Source organism: Sandarakinorhabdus sp. DWP1-3-1, assembly GCF_049896705.1.
Classification (GTDB): Bacteria; Pseudomonadota; Alphaproteobacteria; order Sphingomonadales; family Sphingomonadaceae; genus Sandarakinorhabdus.
Genome location: NZ_JAFCUV010000003.1, coordinates 408,571 through 431,458 on the forward strand (window position 1 = coordinate 408,571; position 22,888 = coordinate 431,458).

The 22,888-nt window shown below is 68.8% G+C and carries 22 protein-coding genes; 12 read left to right on the top strand and 10 right to left on the bottom strand.

Annotated features, from left to right (window positions below):
• The first annotated feature begins 13 nt into the window (after window positions 1-13).
• Together ACP7AI_RS15705 and ACP7AI_RS15710 are read left to right on the top strand one after the other, a co-directional pair.
• A complete protein-coding gene (locus tag ACP7AI_RS15705) occupies window positions 14-670 on the top strand; it encodes a hypothetical protein (RefSeq protein WP_426169332.1) in 657 nt (218 codons plus the stop codon).
• Complete coding sequence (locus ACP7AI_RS15710; RefSeq protein WP_426169334.1) at window positions 667-1,914, top strand: kynureninase; 1,248 nt, start codon at window positions 667-669, stop codon at window positions 1,912-1,914. The genes ACP7AI_RS15705 and ACP7AI_RS15710 overlap by 4 nt, the downstream gene beginning before the upstream one ends.
• Window positions 1,915-1,917: 3 nt before the next feature.
• Here ACP7AI_RS15710 and ACP7AI_RS15715 read toward each other — a convergent pair whose 3' ends face one another.
• Together ACP7AI_RS15715 and ACP7AI_RS15720 are read right to left on the bottom strand one after the other, a co-directional pair.
• Window positions 1,918-2,979, bottom strand: a complete 1,062-nt coding sequence (locus ACP7AI_RS15715; RefSeq protein ID WP_426169337.1) for an SDR family oxidoreductase — start codon at window positions 2,977-2,979, stop codon at window positions 1,918-1,920.
• A 91-nt stretch (window positions 2,980-3,070) separates the two neighbouring features.
• Window positions 3,071-3,820: a hypothetical protein gene (locus ACP7AI_RS15720; protein WP_426169339.1), complete on the bottom strand. Its 750-nt coding sequence runs from the start codon at window positions 3,818-3,820 to the stop codon at window positions 3,071-3,073.
• Window positions 3,821-3,975: 155 nt separating this feature from the next.
• Between ACP7AI_RS15720 and ACP7AI_RS15725 the strand changes: the two genes are divergently transcribed.
• On the top strand, window positions 3,976-4,512 hold the full coding sequence (locus ACP7AI_RS15725; protein ID WP_426169342.1) for a glycine zipper 2TM domain-containing protein: 537 nt from the start codon (window positions 3,976-3,978) through the stop codon (window positions 4,510-4,512).
• 40 nt (window positions 4,513-4,552) lie between these two features.
• A complete protein-coding gene (locus ACP7AI_RS15730; RefSeq protein ID WP_426169345.1) occupies window positions 4,553-5,629 on the top strand; it encodes a phosphotransferase family protein in 1,077 nt (358 codons plus the stop codon).
• Here ACP7AI_RS15730 and ACP7AI_RS15735 read toward each other — a convergent pair.
• The gene (locus ACP7AI_RS15735) at window positions 5,626-6,750 is read right to left on the bottom strand and encodes a hypothetical protein (protein WP_426169348.1); all 1,125 of its coding nucleotides are present in this window, start codon (window positions 6,748-6,750) and stop codon (window positions 5,626-5,628) included. The two genes, ACP7AI_RS15730 and ACP7AI_RS15735, sit on opposite strands and share 4 nt — an antisense overlap.
• Window positions 6,751-6,917: 167 nt before the next feature.
• Window positions 6,918-7,913 carry an NAD(P)H-quinone oxidoreductase gene (locus ACP7AI_RS15740; RefSeq protein WP_426169351.1) on the bottom strand — a complete coding sequence of 332 codons (996 nt, stop codon included), beginning with the start codon at window positions 7,911-7,913 and terminating at the stop codon, window positions 6,918-6,920.
• A 45-nt stretch (window positions 7,914-7,958) separates the two neighbouring features.
• Here ACP7AI_RS15740 and ACP7AI_RS15745 point away from each other — a divergent pair, with 45 nt between their 5' ends.
• The 4 genes from ACP7AI_RS15745 to ACP7AI_RS15760 all read left to right on the top strand — a co-directional run bounded on the left by ACP7AI_RS15745 (window position 7,959) and on the right by ACP7AI_RS15760 (window position 11,301).
• Window positions 7,959-8,156, top strand: coding sequence for a DUF1192 family protein (locus tag ACP7AI_RS15745; RefSeq protein ID WP_426169353.1), 198 nt, complete (start codon window positions 7,959-7,961; stop codon window positions 8,154-8,156).
• Between the two features lie 18 nt (window positions 8,157-8,174).
• Complete coding sequence (locus tag ACP7AI_RS15750) at window positions 8,175-8,861, top strand: SDR family oxidoreductase (RefSeq protein WP_426169355.1); 687 nt, start codon at window positions 8,175-8,177, stop codon at window positions 8,859-8,861.
• A gap of 66 nt (window positions 8,862-8,927) precedes the next feature.
• The gene (locus ACP7AI_RS15755) at window positions 8,928-10,025 is read left to right on the top strand and encodes an acyl-CoA dehydrogenase family protein (RefSeq protein WP_426169357.1); all 1,098 of its coding nucleotides are present in this window, start codon (window positions 8,928-8,930) and stop codon (window positions 10,023-10,025) included.
• A gap of 49 nt (window positions 10,026-10,074) precedes the next feature.
• Complete coding sequence (locus ACP7AI_RS15760) at window positions 10,075-11,301, top strand: acyl-CoA dehydrogenase family protein (protein WP_426169360.1); 1,227 nt, start codon at window positions 10,075-10,077, stop codon at window positions 11,299-11,301.
• 76 nt (window positions 11,302-11,377) lie between these two features.
• Here ACP7AI_RS15760 and ACP7AI_RS15765 read toward each other — a convergent pair whose 3' ends face one another.
• On the bottom strand, window positions 11,378-12,370 hold the full coding sequence (locus ACP7AI_RS15765) for a fatty acid desaturase family protein (RefSeq protein WP_426169362.1): 993 nt from the start codon (window positions 12,368-12,370) through the stop codon (window positions 11,378-11,380).
• A 248-nt stretch (window positions 12,371-12,618) separates the two neighbouring features.
• Between ACP7AI_RS15765 and ACP7AI_RS15770 the strand changes: the two genes are divergently transcribed.
• On the top strand, window positions 12,619-13,266 hold the full coding sequence (locus ACP7AI_RS15770) for a PEPxxWA-CTERM sorting domain-containing protein (RefSeq protein ID WP_426169364.1): 648 nt from the start codon (window positions 12,619-12,621) through the stop codon (window positions 13,264-13,266).
• A 56-nt stretch (window positions 13,267-13,322) separates the two neighbouring features.
• On the opposite strand, the gene ACP7AI_RS15775 is transcribed toward ACP7AI_RS15770, so the two are convergent.
• Window positions 13,323-14,072 (bottom strand): phosphatase PAP2 family protein, encoded by a 750-nt coding sequence (locus ACP7AI_RS15775; protein WP_426170158.1) that lies wholly within the window; start codon window positions 14,070-14,072, stop codon window positions 13,323-13,325.
• Window positions 14,072-14,926 (bottom strand): phosphatase PAP2 family protein, encoded by an 855-nt coding sequence (locus tag ACP7AI_RS15780; RefSeq protein WP_426169367.1) that lies wholly within the window; start codon window positions 14,924-14,926, stop codon window positions 14,072-14,074. Before ACP7AI_RS15780 ends, ACP7AI_RS15775 begins: the two co-directional genes overlap by 1 nt.
• Before the next feature lie 122 nt (window positions 14,927-15,048).
• On the opposite strand from ACP7AI_RS15780, the gene clpA reads away from it, so the two are divergent.
• Window positions 15,049-17,412, top strand: a complete 2,364-nt coding sequence (gene clpA / locus ACP7AI_RS15785; protein WP_426169369.1) for an ATP-dependent Clp protease ATP-binding subunit ClpA — start codon at window positions 15,049-15,051, stop codon at window positions 17,410-17,412.
• A 39-nt stretch (window positions 17,413-17,451) separates the two neighbouring features.
• Here clpA and ACP7AI_RS15790 read toward each other — a convergent pair whose 3' ends face one another.
• The 3 genes from ACP7AI_RS15790 to ACP7AI_RS15800 form a co-directional block, all read right to left on the bottom strand.
• A complete protein-coding gene (locus tag ACP7AI_RS15790; RefSeq protein WP_426169372.1) occupies window positions 17,452-18,324 on the bottom strand; it encodes an NYN domain-containing protein in 873 nt (290 codons plus the stop codon).
• A gap of 60 nt (window positions 18,325-18,384) precedes the next feature.
• Window positions 18,385-19,206, bottom strand: coding sequence for an alpha/beta fold hydrolase (locus tag ACP7AI_RS15795; RefSeq protein WP_426169374.1), 822 nt, complete (start codon window positions 19,204-19,206; stop codon window positions 18,385-18,387).
• A 68-nt stretch (window positions 19,207-19,274) separates the two neighbouring features.
• A complete protein-coding gene (locus ACP7AI_RS15800; RefSeq protein ID WP_426169376.1) occupies window positions 19,275-19,886 on the bottom strand; it encodes a hypothetical protein in 612 nt (203 codons plus the stop codon).
• Between the two features lie 153 nt (window positions 19,887-20,039).
• Here ACP7AI_RS15800 and ACP7AI_RS15805 point away from each other — a divergent pair, with 153 nt between their 5' ends.
• Entirely contained in the window at window positions 20,040-21,806 is a 1,767-nt protein-coding gene (locus ACP7AI_RS15805) for a fatty acyl-AMP ligase (RefSeq protein WP_426169379.1), read from the top strand.
• A gap of 145 nt (window positions 21,807-21,951) precedes the next feature.
• Window positions 21,952-22,827: an NAD-dependent epimerase/dehydratase family protein gene (locus ACP7AI_RS15810; protein WP_426169382.1), complete on the top strand. Its 876-nt coding sequence runs from the start codon at window positions 21,952-21,954 to the stop codon at window positions 22,825-22,827.
• The last annotated feature ends 61 nt before the right edge of the window (window positions 22,828-22,888 follow it).

Consider the following 22,888-nt stretch of genomic DNA (forward strand, 5'->3'; position numbering starts at 1 on the left):
CAGGGGGAACGAAATGGCTTATCTCGACGATTTCTGTAACAATACCCTGCAGTTCATGCAGCAGAACGTGGTCTATGTGATCCTGCCGCACGACACCACCGGCATCGTCGAGGTGGTCGTGGAGCCGCGCGTCCCCGCCGCCACCATCAGCAACATCGCCGTCGGCGTCGTCGGCGGCGTGGTGGCCGGCGGCGTCTACAAGATGCGCCGCCGCGCCGCGACCGATACGAATGGCCTCAACGTCTATTTCTGCCCCTACAGCAACAATTCGACCAAACCGCTGATGCTCGGCAATGGCGCGCTGTGGATGTTCACTGCGACGATGGACGGCTGCACCTTCGGCGTCGGCAGCCAGGGCCCCGGCAGCAACGGCAATGTCCGCGTCTGCCACGCCAACAATGCCTCGCAGGCGCGCCCCGACATCGTTTTCGGCGGCGACACCGGCCGTGCCGCGCAGGGCCGCATGCAGGCGATGTTCGCGCGCTCGCACGTCGGCCCCGACGGCATGCTGATCGAGCCAGCGTCGTACATGGGCGATGATTTCGGCCAGAAGGCGACGACCTTCGGCACCCATGCGCATGGCGCGGCCTGGGGATTCCGGGCGCTGACCTATCGCCAGGCCGGCAACGTCTTCACCCACGGCGGCATCGTCGACTATCCGGTGCCATGACCCGCAACGCAGCTGCCACCGACCGCGCCGAGCTCGCGGCGCTCGATGCCAAAGATCCTCTCGGCCATGCCCGGGAACGTTTCCGCCTGCCGCCGGGCGTCATCTACCTCGACGGCAATTCGCTGGGGCCGCTACCGGTCGCCACCGCCGGGCTGGTCGCCGACGCCGTGGAACGGCAATGGGGCGAAGGGCTGATCCGCAGCTGGAACGACGCCGGCTGGATCGACCTGCCGCAGCGTATCGGCGCCGGCATCGCGCCGCTGCTCGGCACCACGCCCGACTGCGTCATCGCCTGCGATTCGGTGTCGGTGAACCTGTTCAAGCTCGCCGGCGCGGCGCTGGCGGCCCAGCCCGGCCGCCGGGTCATCATCGCCGAGGCCGATGATTTCCCCACCGACAGCTATATCCTGTCCGGCCTCGCCCGCATCGCCGGGGCGGAACTGCGCCTGGTCGCCCGCGACGCCATCACCGCCGCGCTCGGTCCCGACGTGGCGCTGCTCGTCCTCGCCCATGCCCATTATGCCACCGGCGCGGTCCACGACATGGCGGCGACCAATGCCGCCGCCCATGGTGCCGGCGTGCTGACGCTCTGGGATCTCAGCCACAGCACCGGCGCGCTGGCGCTGGCGCTGGATGCCGACGGCGCCGACTATGCCGTCGGCTGCGGCTACAAATATCTGAACGGCGGCCCCGGCGCCCCGGCCTTTGCCTGGATCGCCCGGCGCCACCACGACCGGTTGCAGGCACCGCTGCAGGGCTGGATGGGCCATGCCAAGCCGTTCGACTTCACCCAGGACTATGCCCCGGCGACCGGGGTGGCGCGGCTGGCGATCGGCACCCCGCCGATCCTCGCGATGACAGCACTGGCCGCCGGCGTCGCCACCTTCGACGGCATCGACCTGGGGCTCGCCGAGGCCAAGTCGGCGGCGCTCGTCCACCGCTTCGCGATCCTCGCCTCAGGGGTCGCCGCGCGTTTCCCGGCGCTGACCGTCGACCCGGCAGCATCCGGTCGCCACGGTGCCCAGCTCGTCCTCCGCCATCCGCAGGGCCGCCGCGTCATGGCCGCGCTGATCGCCCGCGGCATCATCGGCGATTTCCGCCCGTCCGATCGCCTGCGCTTCGGCTTTCCGGCGCTCTACACGCGGTTCACCGACCTGTGGGACGCCGCCGAAGCCCTTACGCAGGTCCTCGCCGGCGACGAATGGCAGGACGCCCGCTTCGATGCGCTGGGAGTCGTCAGCTAGGGGTCAGGGGATCAGGCGACCAGCTCGCAGCGCGGCAAACAGCGCAAAGAAGGCGTCGTCGGTCGGCTGGTAGCGCGTGAAGCCGAGCCGCCGGCTCTTGCCCATGTCGGTGACGACCTCGATCGGACGCCCCAGGTCGGCGTCGGTGTGCCACGGCGAGGCGAGGCGCATCACATCGGCTTCGGCAAGGCCATGGCGCGCGGCGATGCTCGCCCATTGTTCCGGGGCATCGGCCATCTGCACGGCCAGAGGCACCACGGTGCCGTCGAAATCCGCCGGTTCGACGTCGAACCAGCCGGCAATGCGGCTCCACATCCATTTCCAGCGGAAGATGTCGCCATTCACGACATTGAATGCCTCGTCGCGCGCCGCGGGCGTTTCCGCCGCCCAGAGCAGATGGTGGGCCAGCAGGCCGGCGTCGGTCATGTCGGTCAGGCCGTCCCACTGCGCCGCCGAACCCGGGAAACGGAACGGCCGTCCGGTCTCGCGGCACAGCGTGGCATAGACGGCGAGCGTCGTGCCCATGTTCATCGCATTGCCGACCGCCTGGCCGATGATCGTGTGCGGGCGATGCACGCTCCAGCCGAAACCGTCGCGCGCGGCGGCGGCAAACAATTCGTCTTCCTGGGCGTAGTAGAAATTCTCGACATCGAGCCGCCCCTGGTCCTCGCGGAACGGCGTCTGCGGCAGCACGCCCTGGCCATAGGCTTCGAACGGCCCGAGATAATGCTTGAGGCCGGTCACCAGCGCGACATGGCGCACGCTGCCGGCCGGGCGCAGGGCATCGAGCAGGTTGCGGACCATCGCGGCGTTGACGCGGATATTGTCCGCCTCCGTGGCTTGCCGCGACCAGGTGGCGATGAAGACCGCATCGGGCTCCCGGCCGGCAAGCGCGGTCGCCAGCGCCACCGGGTCCTGCAGGTCGGCGGCCACCGGCGTGACCCCCGGCTGCTCCGTCGGCCGCCGGGCGAGGCCCAGCACCGTCCAGCCTTCCGCCGCCAGCAGGGCCGCCGTTGCGCTGCCCACAATGCCGCTGGTGCCGACGACGAGTGCCGTTCTGGCCATGATGCAATCCTTGTAAGTGGCCGGGGCCGACGCGGCCGACGGTCATGCTAACGCGGCAACCCTGCCGATGGCCGCAAGGCGCGTGGCAAGGTCAGCGTCCGCTGCTCTCCCCCTTCTCGCTGAAGCTGAAGCGGATCTTCACCCATTCGCCGACCTGCGGCTTGGCATTGATGCGCGGCGGCTTGACCCGGAACTGCCACGCCGCATTGACCATGGCGCGCGCCAGCCCCGACCCGGGCGGCGATTCGCCCAGCTGGACACAATCCTCGACCTGGAACCGCGGCACGGTGCGGCAGGCGATCAGCGCCCAGCTGTCACGGGGTGCACCGCGCGGCAGGTAAAAGGCGAGCTCGGCCTGGGTCGGCTCACGCTGCCATTCGGCATTGTACAGCCGCACGCCGCCCGGCCCTTCGCCCGGGCCATAGGCGGAGCTGCTGTCGCCCTCGCTGCCCTCGGTCGCGGCGACCTCGGTATCGGGCCGGCCCTTGGGCAGCTTGGCCAGGTCGAAGCCGTCGAGCAGCAGCTTGTCGAACAGCTTGGGCTGGGGTTCTGCCACCGGTTTCGGCGCCACGGCGGCGGCCGGGGCCTTGGCGGCCTTTTTCTCCGCCTTTTTCGGCGCCGGCTTCGGTGACGGTTCGGGCGCCGGCTGCAGGCTCGGCGGCAACAGCTCGAAGATCCGCGGCGCCGGCGGCAGCGCCTTGCGCACCGGCGACAGCAGCAGGAAGATCGCCACCAGCAGGACATGCAGCCCGACGACAAGCAGGAAGGTCGCGAGCCGCCCACCAAAGCGGTCGTCGAGCCGGTTCCAGCCGGCGCCGCCCACAGGGAATGTCGCACGCATCGCTGTGTCGCGTAGCTGGCTCGCCGCAGCGCGGCAACCGCGGTGCGACAGGTTGCCGGGGGTTCATGCCCCGGGGCGTAAGCCATCTGCAAGGAACATTACGCGTCCCTAACCGTTACCGATCGCAACCAGATAGAAACAGCAAGGAATTCCACATGAGGATCGCAATCCTGTCGGCACTCGTCCTCGCCACCGCAATGCCGGTGGCCGCCGCAAGCGCCGCGCCGCCGCCCTGGTCCAATGCCGGTGGGAACCGTGACGACCGGCGCGACGATCGACGCGACGACCGCCGTGATGATCGGCGCGATGATCGCCGCGACCGCCGTGACGATCGTCGCGACGACCGCCGCGACAATCGCCGCATCAGCCAGGCCGATTACAGCCGCTTCGACTATAATCGCCCCGATCCGCGCTACGGCGACTACCAGGCCAACCGCTATTACGTCGACAACAGCCGGTACCAGCCGCGCCGTCTCGGTCCCAACGATCGCATCTATCGCGGCCAGGACAATCGCTATTATTGCCGCCGCAACGACGGCACCACCGGCCTGATCATCGGCGGCCTGGGTGGCGGTGCGCTCGGCAACGTCATCGCGCCGAACGGTTCGAAGACGCTGGGCACGCTGCTCGGCGGTGGGCTCGGCGCGCTGCTCGGCAATTCGATCAGCCGCAACAACGTCACCTGCCGATAACGCGGGTTTCGGCGCGCCGGATCGGGGTCCACCATAGGGAATGGACCTCGACATCCGGCGCGCCGACCAGATCGATCCCGCCTGGTTGACGGCGGCGCTGCGCAATTCCGGCGCGCTGCCGACCGGGCGGGTCGGCGAATTCAGTATCGAACCTGTCGGCAACGGGCTGGTGGCGGACAGTTTCCGCTTCCGCCTGACGCATGACGGCCCCGCCACCGCGCCGGCGAGCATCGTCGGCAAATTCCCCTCACACGATCCGGTCAGTCGCAGATCGGGCAGCGATCACCTGCTCTATGTCCGCGAGGTCGCCTTTTATCGCGAGATGGCGGCGACGCTCGCCATCCACACGCCGCGTGCCCATGCCGCGCTCATCGACCCCGCCACCGACGATTTCGTGCTGCTGCTCGACGACCTCGCCCCGGCGCGGCAGGGCGACCAGCTCGCCGGCTGTTCGCTCGCGGACGCCCGGGTGGCAATGGCGGAGGCCGCAGCGCTGCACGCGCCGCGCTGGGGCGACCTGCTGCTGCCGACACTCGACTGGCTGGCAATGCGACCGGCCGCGCTCGGCGCCATGGTCGACGCGATGCTGCCGGCGATCATCGCGCTGTTCCGCGAACGCTTCGCCGGGCGCCTGGTGCCCGAGCACCTCGCCATGGTCGAAAAACTCCCCGCCGCGCTGATCGCAATGCGCGCCGGCATGGATGCGCCGATCACCGTCCAGCACGCCGATTTCCGCCTCGACAACATGATGTTCGATGTGGGCGGCGGCACCCGGCCGCTGGCGACGCTCGACTGGCAGACCGTCACCGCCGGGCCTGGCCTGACCGACGTCGCCTATTTCCTGTCCGCCGGCATCTCTTCCGCCGAACGCCGGCTGCACGAAGGCGAACTCGTCCGTTTCTACCACGCCGAGCTGCTGCGCCGCGGCGTGCGCGACTATGGCTGGGAGGCCTGCTGGCGCGATTACCGCCGCTTCACCCTGCACGGCATCCTGATGGGCGTCTTCTCCGCCCTGTCGGTCGAGCGCACCGAACGCGCCGACGCGCTGTTCCTGCGGATGACGGAGGGCGCCTGCGAACAGGCGGCGGACCACGACAGTTTCGGGTTCTGGGTCTAGCGTGCCCCGTCGAGGAACGACGTGAACCCCGCCGGCGCATAGGGCCCGAACACCACCTGCTCGAGCACGCCGACCCCGGTCCGCGTGCCGTCGCTCGCCCGCACCACCTGCTGGACATGGAGATTCTCCGGCGCCAGCGGATCGACCTGGCGCGGGTCGAAACTTTCGCCGCCGATCGCCAGCTCGCCCTTCCACATCCCCTGCCCCCAGACCGGATGGCCATAGCCCAGCCCCTTCATCTGGAACTTCAGGATCGGCTCCAGCGCGATCGTCCGCGTGTTGCCGTCATGGTCCACGAGGTCGATCTCGGCGCTCGCCGCCAGCCGCGTGCCGGGCACATAGCCGACCCGATGCCGCGCCGTCGCCATGCGCTGGTCGCGGCCGTCCTCGGTGCCGGGGATCAGCGCCTCGCCGGCGTAAAGCGGCGCGACGATCCCCTCGCGCACCAGCGCCTCGCCGCGCGGCCCGTCGAAAAAGATGGCGTGGGTGATATGGTCGTCCCACACCAGCGGCGCCCACAGGAACATGATGCCGCCCGGCAGCGCCGGCGCGCCGCCGCTCTCGGGCTCGCCGACCCGCCGCACGCCCCAGCTGCGGTCCTTGGTACCGCGGCAGACGGCATCATCCACGGTGAATTCGCCATCGGGGGTGCGGACGGTGCCGCTCCAGCGCCCGAACTGGTCGAACCGCGTCGCGTCCATGACCCGCCGGCCGTTCTGCCACAGCGTCTGCCGCGCCTCCTCGATGGCGGCGGTGCGCGCCGAGAAGGTCAGGTCGCAGGCGATGCCGGTCTCGTTGTCGTCGAGGATCACGCGGGTCCGCCGCATCGGCTCGACGACCTCGATGCGGAACGGGCCGACCGCCATCTCGGTGCGCTCGACCGGCGCCCGGCGCGAGCCGTAGAAGCAATGCTGGCGCTCGCCGGGCCGCACCGTCGAAAAGGCGCAATCGAGGATGCCGCGGTGCGGATAGACCGCCATGCCGATCCCGAAATAGTAACTGCCATCGGGCGCATAGCCGTTGAACCAGGTCCGGTCATAGGCATTGCGATCGCTGGTCGCGAGCACCGCCAGCGGCTCCGGCGTCTGGTGGACGGGGTAGTCGTCGAGGCGGTTGAGCATATATTCTCCTTCTGCCTCTCCCGCCTGCGGGAGAGGCGACACGCGCGGCGTCGCGAAGCCGACATCCGTCGCGCGCGGCGGGTGAGAGTGTCCCCCAGCTTAGGCGCGAAAGAACACCCTCAGGTCCGGCTTCGCCGTCTCTCGCCTCTCCCGCAAGCGGGAGAGGGTCAAATACTCAGCACGATCTTCCCGACATGCGTCCCCGCCTCCATCCGCCGGTGCGCATCCGCCGCGTCCGCCAGCGGAAACACCCGGTCGGTCAGCGGCGCGATGCGTCCGCTCTCGAATTCCGGCCAGATCACCCCCTCCAGCGTCTCGGCGATCGCGCTCTTGAAGGCGATCGACCGCGGCCGCAGCATCGATCCGGTCAGCGTCAGCCGCTTGCGCATCACCGCGACCAGGTCGAGATCGGCCCTGGGCCCGCGCTGGAAGGCGATCGAGACATGCCGGCCGTCATCGGCGAGGCACTGGAGGTTGCGCGGCACATAATCGCCGCCGACCATGTCGAGAACCAGGTCGACGCCCCGGCCTTCGGTGATCCGCGCCACTTCGGCGACAAAATCCTGCGCCTTGTAGTCGATGGCATGCGCCGCGCCGGCCGCCAGCGCCGCGCTGCATTTGTCGCCGCTGCCAGCCGTCACGATGACCGTCAGCCCCAGCGCCGTGCCCAGCTGGATCGCCGTCACGCCGATGCCGCTGGTACCGCCATGGACGAGCATGGTCTCGCCGGGCCGGGCATGGCCGCGGTCCATCACGTTCGACCAGACGGTGAACCAGGTTTCGCACAGTCCCGCCGCATCGGCCATCGCCATGCCGGCCGGCACCGGCAGGCACTGGCCAGCGGGCGCCGCGCAATATTCGGCATAGCCGCCGCCGGCGACCAGCGCGCAGACCGCATCGCCGACCCGCCAGCGCTCGACACCATCGCCCAGCGCCACGACGGTGCCGGCGATCTCCAGCCCCGGAATGGTCGGCGTGCCCGGCGGCATCGGGTACAGCCCCATGCGCTGCAGCACATCGGGGCGATTGACCCCGGCGGCGGCGACGCGCACCAGCACCTCCCCCGGCCCCGGCTGCGGCACCGGGCGGGTGACGGCCTGCAGGACTTCGGGGCCCCCCGGCGCGGCGGGATCGATGGCGGTCATCTCGGTCGGAATAGGCATCGCCGGATATTGACAGCGACCGGCGGCGGGTCAACGCTTTCCGCCATGTTCGAAGACGACGCCCTGCCGAAACGCAAGTCCGAGCCTTTGGCCGACCTGGCCCGCGAGGACCTCGACAAGCTGTCGGTGGCCGAGCTCGACGACCGCATTGCCGGCCTGAAAGCCGAACTGGCCCGCACCGAGACAAAACGTGGGGCGGCCGCGGCCTTCAAATCCGCCGCCGACGCCCTGTTCAAGAAATAGGCCCTCCGGGAGACCCGCATGACCAAATCCGCCATCATCATCGGCGCCTCGCGCGGCATCGGCCTCGGCCTCGCGCAGGAATTCGCCGGCCGCGGCTGGCAGGTCGTCGCGACAGCGCGCGGCCCGGCGCCGGAACTGGAGGCCGCCGCCGCCGCGTCGGACGGCAAGATCACCATCCAGACCGTCGACATCGACCACAAGGACAGCGTCGCCGCGCTCGACAGCGCCCTCGGCGACAGCAAGTTCGATCTCGTCTTCGTCAACGCCGGCACCTATGGCCCGCGCCACGGCTCCACCGAGGAGGTGACGCCCGACGAGATCGCCGCGCTGATGATGACCAACGCCGTTGCACCGATCCGCGTCGCCCGGACCCTGCTGCCGCGCGTCGCCGATGGCGGCACCATCGCGCTGATGACCTCGATCCTCGGCTCGGTGGCGCTCAACACCCATGGCACCATGGACCTGTATCGCGCGTCCAAGGCGTCGCTCAACACCATCAGCCGCGGTTTCTGGGCCAATGACATCAAGGGCCGCGACATCACCCTGCTCAACCTCCACCCCGGCTGGGTGAAGACGGCGATGGGCGGCGACGGCGCCGACATCGACGTGGCGACCAGCGTCGCCGGCCTCGCCGATGTCGTCGAGACCCGGCACGGCAAGGCGCACCGCTACCTCGACTATACCGGCAAAGAACTCCCCTGGTAATAACTGCGAGGTTGAACCCGGTTGACGTTCGCGTAAGGTGCCTCCCAACCACTGGGGAGTGACCGCGTGAATTTCGACTTTTCCGACGATGCCAAGGCCTTGGGCGAACAGGCGCGCAAGCTGTTCGCCGACAAGGCCGGCACCACCGCCGCCCGCGCCGCCATGGCCAAGGACGCGCCCGCTTTCGATGCCGGCCTCTGGGCCGAAATCGCCAATCTCGGCTGGACCGCGGCGCGCGTGCCCGAGGCCCATGGCGGCCTCGGCCTGTCGGCGGAAGAAAGCTGCCAGCTCGCCGAAGCAACCGGCGCTTCTCTCGCCACCGTGCCGCTGGTCAGCGTGCTGCTCGCCACCGAGGCGCTGCTGCTGGCCGGGACCGAGGCGCAGCAGGCCAAGTGGTTCCCCGGCATCGCGGACGGCAGCGTCATCGCCGTCGTCGCCACCAACGAACCCGGCGCGGTCAACCCGGTCGCCTTGTCGGTCAAGGCGGCCGACGGCAAGCTCCATGGCGTCAAGTCGCCGGTCGCGGACCTGCCCGGCGCCCATCTCGCCATCGTTGCCGCCGCCGGCGCCGATGGCCCGTCGCTGTACCTGGTCGACATGAAGGACGCGCAGGTAGAGCCGGTCGAAACGCTCGATCTCGTCCGCCGCCACGGCAAGCTGACGCTCAACGGCGTCGCCGCCGAACCGCTCGGCGATGCCGCCGCCTACCAGGCCTGGCTCGATCGTGCCGCGGTCATCCTTGCCTATGAAGCCATCGGCACCGCATCGTCGGCGATGACCATGACGGTCGAATATGCCAAGACCCGCGTCGCCTTCGGCCAGACCATCGGGCGTTACCAGGGCGTCAAGCACAAGTGCGCCGACATGTTCATCAAGATCGAACTGGCCCGCGCCCATGCCCTGCACGGCGTGGCGATGATCGGCTCGGACGGCGGCGAACTCCGCCAGGCCGCGGCAGCGGCGCGCGTCGCCAGCCTCGATGCGGTCAGCTATTGTGCCGAGGAAGCCGTGCAGCTTCACGGCGGCATCGGCTTCACCTGGGAAAGCGACTGCCAATTCTATTACCGCCGCGCCCGCGCGCTGGCCGCGACGATCGGCGCCCGCGGCTGGTGGGCGGACCGGCTGGTCCGCGCACTCGAGCTGCGTAATCGCGCCGCAGCGTAAGCGATCGCATTTCGAAGCAAGCTTGCGCACAGCATCAAGGGGATCGCACATGGATTTCAACGATACCGACGTCGAAGCCGCCTATCGCGAGCAGGTCCGCGCCTGGCTGGCCGACAATGCCGCGGAATATCGCGAGCCGCCCGCCACCCCGTGGAAACTCGACGAGTTCATCCGCCGCTCCAAGGCCTGGCAGGCGAAGAAGCATGCCGCCGGCTATACCGGCATCACCTGGCCCCGCGCGATGGGCGGCCAGGGCCTGACGCCGATGCACTCGATCATCTATGGCCAGGAGGAAGGCCGCTACCATGCGCCGTCCGGGCTGTATTCGATCGGCCTCGGCATGTGCATCCCGACCGTGTTCACCCATGGCAACCCCGAGGTCGTCCAGCGCTATGTGCCCAAGGCGCTGCTGGGCGAGGAAGTCTGGTGCCAGCTGTTCTCCGAACCCGCCGCCGGCTCCGATCTTGCCGGCATCCGCACCCGGGCGGTCAAGGACGGCGACGAATGGGTCATAGACGGGCAAAAGGTCTGGACCAGCTTTGCCCATGCGTCGGATTTCGGCATCGTCGTCTGCCGCACCGATCCCAATGTGCCCAAGCACAAGGGCCTGACCATGTTCATCGTCGACATGAAGGCGCCGGGCATGGAAGTCCGCGGCATCAAGCAGATGTCGGGCGGCAGCGATTTCAACGAGGTGTTCTTCACCGGCGTGCGCGTCAAGGATTCGCACCGTCTCGGCGACGTCGGCAATGGCTGGAAGGTCGCGCTGACGACGCTGATGCACGAGCGCCTCGCCGTCGGCGGCAAGCCGCGCCATGCGCCGGGCTATGAAACGCTGATGAAGCTGGCGCGCGGCGTCGAGGCGCCTGCCGGCGGCCCGGCAATCGAGGCCGGCGACGTCCGCCAGCGCATCGCCCAGAGCTATATCAACGACCAGGGCATCAAGCTGACCCAGATGCGGGCGCTGTCGGCGCTGTCCAAGGGCCAGATTCCCGGCCCCGAACAGTCGATCGCCAAGGTCGTCGTCGCCAAGACGATGCAGGACATGGCGAGCTTTGCGCTCGACCTGGCGGGTGGCGACGGCTTGGTCACCGGCGCCGATGGCGACCCGGAACTCGCCAAGCTGCAGGGCAGCTATCTCGGTGCGGCGGGCCTCCGCATCGCCGGCGGCACCGACGAGATCCTGCGCAACATCATCGCCGAACGCGTCCTCGGCCTGCCGGGCGATCTGCGGCCGGACAAAGACAAGCCGTTCAACGCCAGCGCGGCGGCCTGATCCGTACGGGAACGCACTTCAAGGCACACCAAAAGGGGCGGCAGGACATCCTGCCGCCCCTTTTTTGCATCAGTGCCTAGCGCGTGCCGCGCACCAGCTTCGCCAGCAAACCGGGCAGCCCCGGATAGCTCGCCTCCCCATAGACCGAAGCCGGCGGCATGGCGGCGCTGATCCGGCGGTGCGCTTCGCCCAGCGCGTGATAGGGCAGGCCCGGCAGCAGATGGTGGAGCGCGTGATAGCGCAGGCCGACCGGCGCCCACAGCACCGGCAGCAGCGCCGGCGGCGGCACGTTGACACTGTCGAGATACTGGCCGGTCACCGTCAGCACTTCGCCGTCGTTTTCCCAGAGATGCGCCACCAGCGTGCGGACCTGGTTGAGCACGGTTACCGCCGAGGCAATGCCGATGGTGATGGCGAACGCCGGCAGCGGGAACCAGCCGAGCGCAACGCTGGCCAGCAGCGCGATCGCCCAGAGGCTCGCCGCGGTTTCCCAGATCGCCCAATGGCGGGCAAAGGCGCCTTCGGGCGCGCGCCGGCGAAAGTCGGGGTTGATCGACAGCGCCGAATAACGCGCCACCAGCATCCGCCGCAGCGACGGGATGACCAGCGACAGTGGCGCCAAAATGCCGAAGCGCAGCAGCAGCGCGATCGGCGCCAGCGCCGCAACTGCCACGAACAGCGGCAGCGTCCACGGCTTCATCAGCGCCAGCGGCAGATATTCGGGGTCCTCGGCGGTGCCATAGCGGGTGCGGGCATGATGCAGGCTGTGGACATTCTCGTACATGAACGACGGCACCAGCAGCGGCACGCCGACGAGCAGGTTCCAGCCCGTGCGGAAACCCGGCACGGCATCGGGCCGCAGATGGGTGATTTCATGGATGAAGCTGCCGGCGCGATACAGCGCCAGGATGGCGACGACGACGCCCACGGCCTGCAGCCAGCCGCCGGCGGTGATCGCCAGCGCCAGCCCGGCATAGACGATGATCGCCGAGCCAAGGAGATCCGCCCAGTAAACCGCCGGCCGCGCCGCCGCGAGGTCGCGGGTCAACTGCGCCGCAGTGCGGATCATCGCGCTATCGTCTGGCCGGCGGACCCGGGGTCCACCTTGGGCAGCGATGGGAGTGGGGGAAACTGCGTTCATACTATTCTGGGCTTACTGGCAAATTGCGACCCCGATGTGGCGACGATATCCGGAATTGCGAGCCCTGCGACAACGAACGCCGGTGTCGGCCAGCTTTACAGCGGCTGCCGGTGCAAAAATCTTAACAAATTGGAATCGTTAATTTCGATTAATCTGGCATGAAATATGCAGGGTTCATGACAGTATCGCTTCTGGAGCCAAATCGCATGACCGTCATCAAGTCGCTGATCGCTGCTGTTGCCCTCACGGTCGGGGCCGCCGTCCAGGCCGCTACCATCGTCCCCGTCAGCGCCGTCGGCTCGTCGAGCTTCCCCGGCTACGACGACTTTTACGCCATCGACCAGGGCGCCGGTGCCGACACCAGTGACTGGGCCTCGTTCGGCCAAGGCGCCGGCTCCAGCCTCAATCTCGATCTCGGCGCCGTCTATGCCCTGTCGTCGGTATCGGTCACCGATCGCGTCACCTCGGGCGGCGGCAATCTCAGCTATTCGGGCGGCACCACCGATTTCACCACCAGTTTCTCGCTGACGGTGTTCAGCGACGGCAGCTTCGCGACCGCGGTCGGCGCGCCGGTGGTGTTCACCAAGCCGGTTCCGGTCGGCCCGACCGGCGTCGCCAGCTTCCTCGACACCTTCGCCCTCGGCCTGACCGGTCGCTACATCCAGTACACCGTGCTCGCCGCCGGCGTCAGCAACAACCCCGGCCTGTCGAACATCAGCTTCGAAGGCACGGCCGTGCCGGAGCCGCAGACCTGGCTGCTCCTCGTCGCCGGCTTCGGCCTGGTCGGCGTCGCCAGCCGCCGCCGGACCGCCGCCACCGCCTGACCGGCCTCACATCGTCGCAAAAAGGGCGGCAGGGGCGACCCTGCCGCCCTTTTTCGTCAGGCGGCCGGGCAGTTCCGCGCCGCCGGCGCCCGCGCCAGCTCTGCTCGCGCCGCCGCCAGGTCGGCGCGGAACGCCGGGTCGGCCTGCAACGCCGCGAACATCGCGTCGCCCAGCTTGCGCCCGGCGACGATATCGCTCGGCCAGTGGACCCGGCAGACGACGCGGTTGTCGCCCAGCCGGTCGCCCCAGGCCGCCAGCACCGCGGCGCGCGTCGGCACCGCCGCCGCCAGCACATCGGCGACCAGCCGCCCCTGCGCGGCATGGCCACTGGGATAGGAGTAGCTCAGCACCCCGCCGGTGCTGCCGCCGACACTGCCGAGCGTGCGCGGGTCGCAGGTGCGGGTATCCGGCGCCCCGACATAGGGCCGGTTGCGCCGGAACGCCGTCTTCGCCGCCTCGACCGCGACCGACAGGTCGCTGACCGACCGCGCCACCACCCGGCCGGCGGCCGGCGACGCCGCGACATCGACGCCGGCGGCACAGGCGATCTCGGCCGTCACCGCCGGTCCCGACGGAAACACCTGGCGCGCCGCCTGCTGCCAGCGCGCGCTGCCGATTGCCGCCGCGGTTTTGGCAAAGCCGGCACGCTCGGCGACCGCCGCCGGCGAATTGGGCGCCGGCGGCCCGGCCAGCAGCTGACGATAATCGATCGTCACGCCATAGCCGCGTGGCCGCTCGATCGAGAAGCCCAGCGCCGCCACCCCGACCAGCGCCAGTGCGCCCAGCAGCATCGCCCGCCGCCGCATCACGCGGCCGGGCAGGCGAGCGGCGGCGCCTTGGCAATCTCGGCGCGGGCGCGGGCAAGGTCGGCCTGGTATTCGGGCTCGGCAGCGATGCGATCATAGACGGCGGTCGCCAGCACCCGGCCATAAACGACATCGCTCAACCAGTGGACGCGGCAGGCGAGGCGCAGGTCGCCGGTGGCCTGGCCGAGCGCGCGCAGCGGTTCGGCGCGCGCCGGCGCCACGTCGGACAGGATGATCGCCCACAGCCAGCCGATGCCCGAATGGCCGCTGGGATAGGCATAGCCGAGCCGGGCGCCGACGCCATCGTCGGAGACGGGATCGCAGGCCTTGCCCTTGTCGGTGGTGAACGGCCGGCCGCGCTTCCAGAAATCCTTGGCCACCGTCATCGGCGCGCTGAAATCGACGCCGGCGCGGGCGATCAGCGCCAATGTCGCCGGCGTCGCCTGGGGCGAGATGGCGGCGCCGAGCGCGCACGACAGCTGGGCGAAATAGCCGGCGCCAGTGGGATTCAGCTGGCTTTTCGCCCGCGCCCAGTCCGCGCCGTCAATCCCCCTGGCACTGTCGGCATAGACGGCGCGATCGGCGATATCCTGCGCCGATCCGGCGACGGGCGGCGGCGGCAGCAGTTTCAGGATCTCGACCGGCGGCTTTCCCGCCAGGTAACCCGGCGGCAGCTTCGTCGCCGGCGCCGCCGCGCCCGGCTGCCGCATCGCCTCGGCCACGCCCGCCGGCTGGGCGGTTGCTGCCGTGGCGGCGAGCATCGCCACCGCAATCATCATCGCGCGCATCATCGTTTCCCCATCATCGCGGCGACCATATGGGAAGGCCGCGGCATCGCCAATCCCGGGCGCCATGTTGCGGAATTACGACGTGCGGCCATGTCGCAGGCCGATCGCCCCTTGATGTTTCGATCATACAGGGTGACATTCCATGTGTCGGCCCGGCCTTTCCGGTCTGGGCCATAGCGGAGACAGGCATGCCCTCTTTCACCCGCGAGCTGGAAAAAACCCTGCACAACGCGCTCGCCGAAGCGGCGCGTCGCACCCATGAATATGCCACGCTCGAACATCTGTTGCTGGCGCTGACCAGCGATTCCCACGGCCTCGCCGTCCTGAAGGCGTGCAGCGTCGACGTCGAGGAACTGCAGGGCCAGCTTGCCCGCTACCTCGACACGGAACTGACCGCATTGAAGGCCGATGCCAGCGTCGACCCGTCGCCGACCGCCGGTTTCCAGCGCGTCGTGCAGCGCGCCATCCTGCACGTCCAGTCGTCGGGCCGCGAGGAAGTCACCGGCGCCAATGTGCTCGTCGCGCTGTTTTCCGAACGCGAGAGCCATGCCGTGTTCTTCCTGCAGCAGCAGGACATGACCCGGCTCGACGCCGTCAGCTACATCAGCCACGGCATCGCCAAGTCGGGCCAGTCCGAAACCCGCGCCGTCAAGGGCGCCAGCGGTGACAAGGACGAGGACGGCAAGGCCGAACGCGGCGACAAGGCCGAGCGCGGCGACAAGGGCGACAAGGCCAAGAACGGCGAAAGCGCCCTGAAACAATACACCGTCAACCTCAACGACAAGGCCAAGCTGGGCAAGGTCGATCCGCTGATCGGCCGCCATGCCGAGGTCGACCGCACCATCCAGATCCTGTGCCGCCGGTCGAAGAACAACCCGCTCTACGTCGGCGACCCCGGCGTCGGGAAGACCGCGATCGCCGAAGGCCTGGCGCGCAAGATCATCGAGGGCGCCGTGCCCGACGTGCTGCTGCCCGCCGTCATCTACAGCCTCGACATGGGCGCGCTGCTTGCGGGCACCCGCTATCGCGGCGACTTCGAGGAGCGGCTGAAGAACGTCGTCAACGAGCTTGAAAAGCTGCCGCACGCGGTGCTGTTCATCGACGAGATCCACACCGTCATCGGCGCCGGCGCCACCAGCGGCGGCGCCATGGACGCATCGAACCTGCTGAAGCCGGCGCTGAGTTCGGGCGCCATTCGCTGCATCGGCTCGACGACCTACAAGGAGTTCCGCAACCATTTCGAGAAGGATCGGGCGCTGCTGCGCCGGTTCCAGAAGATCGACGTCAACGAGCCGTCGATCGAGGACACCATCAAGATTCTGATGGGCCTGCGGCCGTCGTACGAGGAACACCACAAGCTGAAGTACACGCCCGAGGCCATCAAGGCCGCGGTCGAGCTGTCGGCGCGCTACATCAACGACCGCAAGCTGCCCGACAAGGCGATCGACGTGATCGACGAGACCGGCGCCTCGCAGATGCTGGTGCCGCTCGCCAAGCGCAAGAAGATCATCGGCGTCAAGGAAGTCGAGCAGGTGATCGCCACCATGGCGCGCATCCCGCCGAAATCGGTCAGCACCGACGACAAGAAGGCGCTGGGGACGCTCGAGGGCGACCTCAAGCGCGTCGTTTTCGGCCAGGACAAGGCGATCGAGCGCGTGGCCTCGGCCATCAAGCTCAGCCGCGCCGGCTTGCGTGAACCCAACAAGCCGATCGGCAGCTATCTGTTTTCCGGCCCCACCGGCGTCGGCAAGACCGAGGTTGCCAAGCAGCTTGCCACCATCCTCGGCATTCCGCTGACCCGCTTCGACATGTCGGAATATATGGAACGCCACAGCGTTTCCCGGCTGATCGGGGCGCCCCCGGGCTATGTCGGCTTCGACCAGGGCGGTCTCCTGACCGATGCCGTCGACCAGCAGCCGCATTCGGTACTGCTGCTCGACGAAATCGAAAAGGCCCACCCGGACCTGTTCAACATCCTGTTGCAGGTCATGGACAACGGCAAGCTGACCGACCACCACGGCAAGACGGTCGATTTCCGCAACACCATCCTCATCATGACGACCAATGCCGGCGCCGCCGACATGGCGCGTGAAGGGGTCGGCTTCGGCGCCACCCAGCGGGTCGGCGAAGACGAGGAGGCGATCAAGCGGATGTTCACCCCCGAATTCCGCAACCGCCTCGATGCGGTGGTGGCATTCGATTACCTGCCGCCCGAAGTCGTCGCCCGCGTCATCGACAAGTTCGTGCTCGAGCTCGAGCTCCAGCTGCAGGAGCGCGAGGTCCATATCGCGCTGACCGACGAGGCCAAGGGCTGGCTGACCGAGCGCGGCTATGACCGGCTGTACGGCGCGCGTCCGATGGGCCGCCTGATCCAGGAGAAGATCAAGCAGCCGCTCGCCGAGGAGCTGCTGTTCGGCAAGCTCGTCAACGGCGGCGAAGTCCGCGTCCACCTGAAGGACAACGACCTCGCCTTCGAAGTCGTGCCGGCCCCCCGGAAGCCGCCGCGCGCCAGGAAGGTCAAGGCGCTGCCGCCGCCGACGGTCGACGCCTGATCCGATGATGGCACCCGCCGGGACAGGTTCCCGGCGGGTTCAATCGGGCTTGGCGGCACGATCCTTGTTGCGCTTGTCGGCGATCATCCCCTGGCAGTCCGCGCCCTTGACAATGACGAACAGCCCGGTCGCCTCGAACAGCGCCGGGAAGTTCTTCACGCCATAGTTTCGCGGGTCTATCGGCGCCTGCCGCTTAGCGTGGCTGCCGGCGACCGACAGCAGCGCCCAACCATCGTCCCGCTGCGCCGCTTCGACGGCGCCGCGCAGGATCGCGACCAGCTTGGTATCCTGCGCCAGCTTGGGCTTGGCCGGCGCCGCGACGACGTTTGCCGGCTTGGCCGGTGGTGAGACAGGTTTTGCCGGATTGGCCAGCGTTGCCAGCGTTGCCGGCTTTGCCGGCTTTGTCGGATCGGCTGCAGGTGGTGGTACCGGCGGCACCGGCGGCGCCGGCTCGGGCGACGCCAGGCTGTCGAGAAACAGGAATGTCGTGCAGGCGTTGACGAATGGCTCGGGCGTCTTGCGCTCGCCAAAGCCATAGACCTCGTGCCCCGCCGCCTTCAGATGCATCACCAGCGGCGTGAAATCGGCGTCGCTGGAGGCGATGCAAAAAGCGTCGGGTCTCTGCGTGTACAAAAGCTCCATGGCGTCGATGACCAGCGCGATATCGGTGGCGTTCTTGCCGGTCGAATAGCTGAATTGCTGGATCGGCCGGATGGCAAAGCCGTGCAGCTTGTCCCGCCAGCCCTGCAGGCCTGGGCTGGCCCAATCGCCATAGGCGCGGCGGATGTTGGCGGTGCCATGGCGCGACAGCTCGCCCAGGATCGCGGCGATCTTGCTATGCGAGACATTATCGGCATCGATCAGCAACGCGATGCGGCGGTTGGTCGTCGGCTCTGCCCGGTTGTCGTCCATGCTGTCCCCCGGCCCGACCTCGCTGCACGCTAGGCCGATCCGGGGGCGCGATGCAAACGTTCAGCTTTCGATGAAGGCCAGCAGGTCGGCGTTGATGACATCGGCATGGACCGTCGCCATGCCGTGCGGAAAACCGGGATAGGTTTTCAGCGTGCCGTGGCGCAGCAGCTTGATGCCGATGCGGGCGCTGTCGTCGATCGGCACGATCTGGTCGTCCTCGCCGTGCATCAGCAGCACCGGGATATCGATCGCCTTGAGGTCGTCGGTGAAATCGGTCTCCGAAAACGCCTTGATGCCCTGGTAGTGCGCCAGCGCGGAGCCGATCATGCCCTGCCGCCACCAGTTGCCGCGGATGCCGTCGTCGATGGTCGCGCCGTCGCGGTTCCAGCCGTAAAAGGGGATCGGCACCGCGTTGTAGAAACCGGCGCGACTGGCGGCGAGCTGGTCGCGAAAATCGTTGAACACCTCCAGCGGCAGCCCACCCGGATTGGTATCGGTCTTCAGCATCAGCGGCGGCACCGCACCGATCAGCACCGCCTTTGCCGCCCGCGCCGTGCCGTGGCGCGCCAGATAGCGCACGACCTCGCCGCCGCCGGTCGAATGGCCGATATGGACGGCATCGTGCAGGTCGAGATGCTCGACGACCGCCGCCACGTCATCGGCATAATGGTCCATGTCATGGCCATCGGGAACCTGCGCCGACCGGCCGTGGCCGCGGCGATCATGGGCGACGACGCGATAGCCGCGGGCGTGGAAGAACAGCAGCTGGGCATCCCAGTCGTCGCTGCTCAATGGCCAGCCGTGATGGAAGACCAGCGGCCGGCCGCTGCCCCAGTCCTTGAAGAAGATCTCGACGCCGTCGCTGGTCGTGATGCTGGCCATCATATGCTCCTGTGCTCCGCCCCGTCGGCCGCAGGATGACATGAAACCGTTACCGGAAAAAGGCGGCGTCAGTCGTCGAGAAGCGCCAGCGCCGCCGCCTCGTCGGGTGCCGCCAGCACGCGGCGGGCGACATCGAAATCATGGCCGGCGCGCGCCATCGCGGCGAGCTCGCGATTGCGCCGCACGGGATCGATACCGCCATCCCGCGCGAATGGCCCGAACCGCCGCCGCCGGGCGAAGGCAATGGCCGGCGCGTGCGGATTGGCCGCCGCGTCCTCGTCATCGGCGAGCACCGCGCCGGCATCGTCGCGCGACACGCCGGCGGCGGCCAGCGCCCCCCTGACCCGCCCAAGGCCAAAGCCGCGCGCCGTCAAATCGCGCTGCTTCGATGCCGCCCAGGCGCGATCATCGACATAGCCGAGTTCGGTAATGCGCCCGACCAGCCCGGCAATGTCGGGCGGCTCCGCCGGGGTCCAGATCCGGTCCTGAAGCTTCCTGTGCAGATAGCGCTGCAGCTTGGCGGCGGTGGTCGCGTAGCGCGCGGCATAGCCGACCGCCAGCTCCTGCAGCTGCGCCGCGTCGATCGGCCGGCGGACACGCGGTTCATACACGCGCGGCTTGTTCTCGCGCTGGCCGCGCTGGCGCTGTCGACCTTCGCCCTCGCCGCTTTCTTTGCTCATGCCTTGTTTGTGCCATGTTCGGGCCGGAATTTGAACTCCCCCATGGGGCAAGGCAGAACCGCACGCGTTTAAGCGCAACGAGATATAAACGGGATTTCGCACCCGTCGGCGCCGGGGCAATCGGCGACGACAGGGGAACAGGGAGACAGGGCTTTGAACCTGCAACAGACGCCGACCCCGACGTTCGACGGCCTGGCGTATCGCCGCGCGTCGTTCACCACGCTGGGCGCCGCGCTCGATTATGCGGCGCTGGGCGACAAGGGCATGAATTTCCACGATGCCCGCGCCGACCTGGTGCGCGCCTACCCTTATCGCGAGCTCGCTGCCGATGCCCGCGCGCGGGCGATGCGGCTGGTCGCCGATGGCGTGCGCCCCGGCGACCGCATCGCGCTGATCGCCGAAACCGGCGCCGATTTCGCCGCGGCCTTCTTTGCCGCGATCTATGCCGGCGCGTTGCCGGTGCCGCTGCCGCTGCCGACCAGCTTCGGCGGCCGCGAGGCCTATGTCGAACAGATCGCCACCCAGTTGCGCAGCTGTGAACCCCGGCTGGTGCTGTCGCCCGAGGGCCTGTTTGCCATGGTCCAGCAATCGGCGGAGGGCCTGTGCGCCGCCCACGACTGGTCGCAGTATTTCGCCACCCCCGCCGTCGTCGTCGACCTGCCCGAGGCGAAATCCGATGACATCGCCTATCTCCAGTACTCGTCGGGCAGCACACGCTTCCCGCACGGCGTCGCCGTCACCCACGAGGCGCTGCTCGCCAATCTCGCCGGCCATGCCCATTGCATGGCGGCCGGCGACGGCGATCGCGTCGTGTCGTGGCTGCCCTGGTATCACGACATGGGCCTCGTCGGTTGCATGCTGGCGCCGCTCGCCAACCAGATCTCGGTCGACTACCTCGCCACGGAAGATTTCGCCCGCCGGCCCTTGAGCTGGCTGACCCTGATCAGCCGCAACCCGGACAACACGCTCAGCTATTCGCCGACCTTCGGCTACGACATCTGTGCCCGCCGCATCTCGCCGTCGATCAACGTCACGGAACGTTTCGACCTGTCGCGCTGGCGCGTCGCCGGCAATGGTGCCGACATGATCCGCCCCGAGGTCATGCAGGCCTTTGTCGACGTGTTCGCCGCCGCCGGCTTCAAGGCCAGCGCCTTTCTGCCCAGCTATGGCTTGGCCGAGGCGACCCTCGCCGTCAGCATCATGCCGTTGGGCGAAGGCATCGTTTCCGACCTCATCGACGAGCGGACGCTCTCGGGCAGCAGCGATTTCAGTGCCCATCCGGGCACGGGCGGCGTCCGCACCGCCGCCCGCCGTCCCACCCGCTATCGCGCCATCGTCAACTGCGGCAGGGCCGTCCCCGGCCTCACCATCGAGATCCGCGCCGAAACCGGCGCCATCCTGCCCGACCGCAAGATCGGTCGCGTCTTTGTCCGCGGCCTCGGCGTCATGGCCGGCTATTTCCGCGATCCCGAGGCCACCGCCGCGGCGCTGTCGGCCGATGGCTGGCTCGACACCGGCGACATGGGGTACCTGTCCGCCGGCTCGATCTTCATCGTCGGCCGCGCCAAGGACATGATCATCATCAACGGCAAGAACCATTGGCCGCAGGACATCGAATGGGCGATCGAGCAGCTGCCCGGCTTCAAGGCCGGTGACATCGCCGCCTTCTCGATCACCACACCATCGGGCGAGGAAGCCCCCGCCGTGCTCGTCCAGTGCCGCACCTCGGACGTCGGCGAACGCAACATCCTGCGCGAGGCAATCCGCAACAAGGTCCGCGCCATCACCGGCATGACCTGCGTCGTCGAACTCGTGCCGCCGCGGACGCTGCCGAAAACCTCGAGCGGCAAGCTCAGCCGGTCGAAGGCGCGCAGCCAATATCTGTCGGGCGAAATCCAGCCCTTCGATGTAGCGGCCTAGTCTCCCTTCCCTGAAAGGGTCGGGGGAGGGTGCGTGTCGAAAGCTGCCCATATGCCACGCCGGTCCGATCTTCGATGAAGACACCCTCCCCCAGCCCCTCCGTCGACGCGAAGGCGTCGCCTACGGCTGAAAGGGAGGCGAGCAGATGACCCTCGCCATCACCGGCGCCACCGGCTTCGTCGGCAGCCGCGTCGTCTTCCGCCACGACGGCCAGGCCCGTGCCCTCGCCCGCCGCCCGCAGCAACCGCGCCGCCTGGTCTGGTGGGTCGCCGGCGACCTCGCCGACCCGGCCGCCCTCGCCCGGCTTTGCGACGGTGCCAGCGCCGTCATCCATATCGCCGGCATCGTCAGCGCCCCCGATCGCGCCACCTTCGACGCCGGCAATGTCGCCGGCACCGCCGCCATGCTCGCCGCCGCCAAGGCCGCCGGCGTCGACCGTTTCGTCCATGTCTCCAGCCTGGCCGCGCGTGAACCGCAACTGTCGATGTACGGCGCCTCAAAGGCCGCCGCCGAGGACCTGGTCAGCGCCAGCGACCGCGACTGGGTGATCGTTCGCCCGCCCGGGGTCTATGGCCCCGCCGACCGCGAGATGCTCGACATCTACAGGCTGGCGGCGCGCGGCCTCTACATCGCCCCGCCCGGCCGCATCTCGCTGCTCCATGTCGACGATCTCGCCGCCGCGCTGCTGGCGCTCGCCGCCGGCGGGCCGTCGCGGCAAGTGCTGGAGGTCGACGACGGTGCGACCGATGGCCATTCCCACCCCGAATTCGCCGGCGCCATCGCCGCCGGGCTCGGCCGCCGTGTCCGCACCATCCCGCTGCCGCTGGCGATGCTGCACTTCGCCGCCCGCATCGGCCTGTCGGCCAAGCTGACCCGCGACCGCGCCGCCTATATCGCCCATCCCGATTGGGTGGCGCGCGGCGGCAACACGGCGCTGGCCGGGATCTGGGCGCCCACGTTCGACCTTGCCGCCGGCGTGGCCGATACCGTGGCGGGCTATCGCAAGCGCGGCTGGCTCTAGATTCCCCCACCCCCGGCCCCTCCCGCCGGCGGGAGGGGACCCTTCGGCCCCGCTTTGGCCA

Coding starts and splice junctions, on each gene's coding strand:
- ACP7AI_RS15705 (WP_426169332.1), top strand. CDS start 14: ATGGCTTATCTCGACGATTTCTGTAACAATACCCTGCAGTTCATGCAG.
- ACP7AI_RS15710 (WP_426169334.1), top strand. CDS start 667: ATGACCCGCAACGCAGCTGCCACCGACCGCGCCGAGCTCGCGGCGCTC.
- ACP7AI_RS15715 (WP_426169337.1), bottom strand. CDS start 2,979: ATGGCCAGAACGGCACTCGTCGTCGGCACCAGCGGCATTGTGGGCAGC.
- ACP7AI_RS15720 (WP_426169339.1), bottom strand. CDS start 3,820: ATGCGTGCGACATTCCCTGTGGGCGGCGCCGGCTGGAACCGGCTCGAC.
- ACP7AI_RS15725 (WP_426169342.1), top strand. CDS start 3,976: ATGAGGATCGCAATCCTGTCGGCACTCGTCCTCGCCACCGCAATGCCG.
- ACP7AI_RS15730 (WP_426169345.1), top strand. CDS start 4,553: ATGGACCTCGACATCCGGCGCGCCGACCAGATCGATCCCGCCTGGTTG.
- ACP7AI_RS15735 (WP_426169348.1), bottom strand. CDS start 6,750: ATGCTCAACCGCCTCGACGACTACCCCGTCCACCAGACGCCGGAGCCG.
- ACP7AI_RS15740 (WP_426169351.1), bottom strand. CDS start 7,913: ATGCCTATTCCGACCGAGATGACCGCCATCGATCCCGCCGCGCCGGGG.
- ACP7AI_RS15745 (WP_426169353.1), top strand. CDS start 7,959: ATGTTCGAAGACGACGCCCTGCCGAAACGCAAGTCCGAGCCTTTGGCC.
- ACP7AI_RS15750 (WP_426169355.1), top strand. CDS start 8,175: ATGACCAAATCCGCCATCATCATCGGCGCCTCGCGCGGCATCGGCCTC.
- ACP7AI_RS15760 (WP_426169360.1), top strand. CDS start 10,075: ATGGATTTCAACGATACCGACGTCGAAGCCGCCTATCGCGAGCAGGTC.
- ACP7AI_RS15765 (WP_426169362.1), bottom strand. CDS start 12,370: ATGATCCGCACTGCGGCGCAGTTGACCCGCGACCTCGCGGCGGCGCGG.
- ACP7AI_RS15770 (WP_426169364.1), top strand. CDS start 12,619: ATGACAGTATCGCTTCTGGAGCCAAATCGCATGACCGTCATCAAGTCG.
- ACP7AI_RS15775 (WP_426170158.1), bottom strand. CDS start 14,072: ATGCGGCGGCGGGCGATGCTGCTGGGCGCACTGGCGCTGGTCGGGGTG.
- ACP7AI_RS15780 (WP_426169367.1), bottom strand. CDS start 14,926: ATGGCGCCCGGGATTGGCGATGCCGCGGCCTTCCCATATGGTCGCCGC.
- clpA (WP_426169369.1), top strand. CDS start 15,049: ATGCCCTCTTTCACCCGCGAGCTGGAAAAAACCCTGCACAACGCGCTC.
- ACP7AI_RS15790 (WP_426169372.1), bottom strand. CDS start 18,324: ATGGACGACAACCGGGCAGAGCCGACGACCAACCGCCGCATCGCGTTG.
- ACP7AI_RS15795 (WP_426169374.1), bottom strand. CDS start 19,206: ATGGCCAGCATCACGACCAGCGACGGCGTCGAGATCTTCTTCAAGGAC.
- ACP7AI_RS15800 (WP_426169376.1), bottom strand. CDS start 19,886: ATGAGCAAAGAAAGCGGCGAGGGCGAAGGTCGACAGCGCCAGCGCGGC.
- ACP7AI_RS15810 (WP_426169382.1), top strand. CDS start 21,952: ATGACCCTCGCCATCACCGGCGCCACCGGCTTCGTCGGCAGCCGCGTC.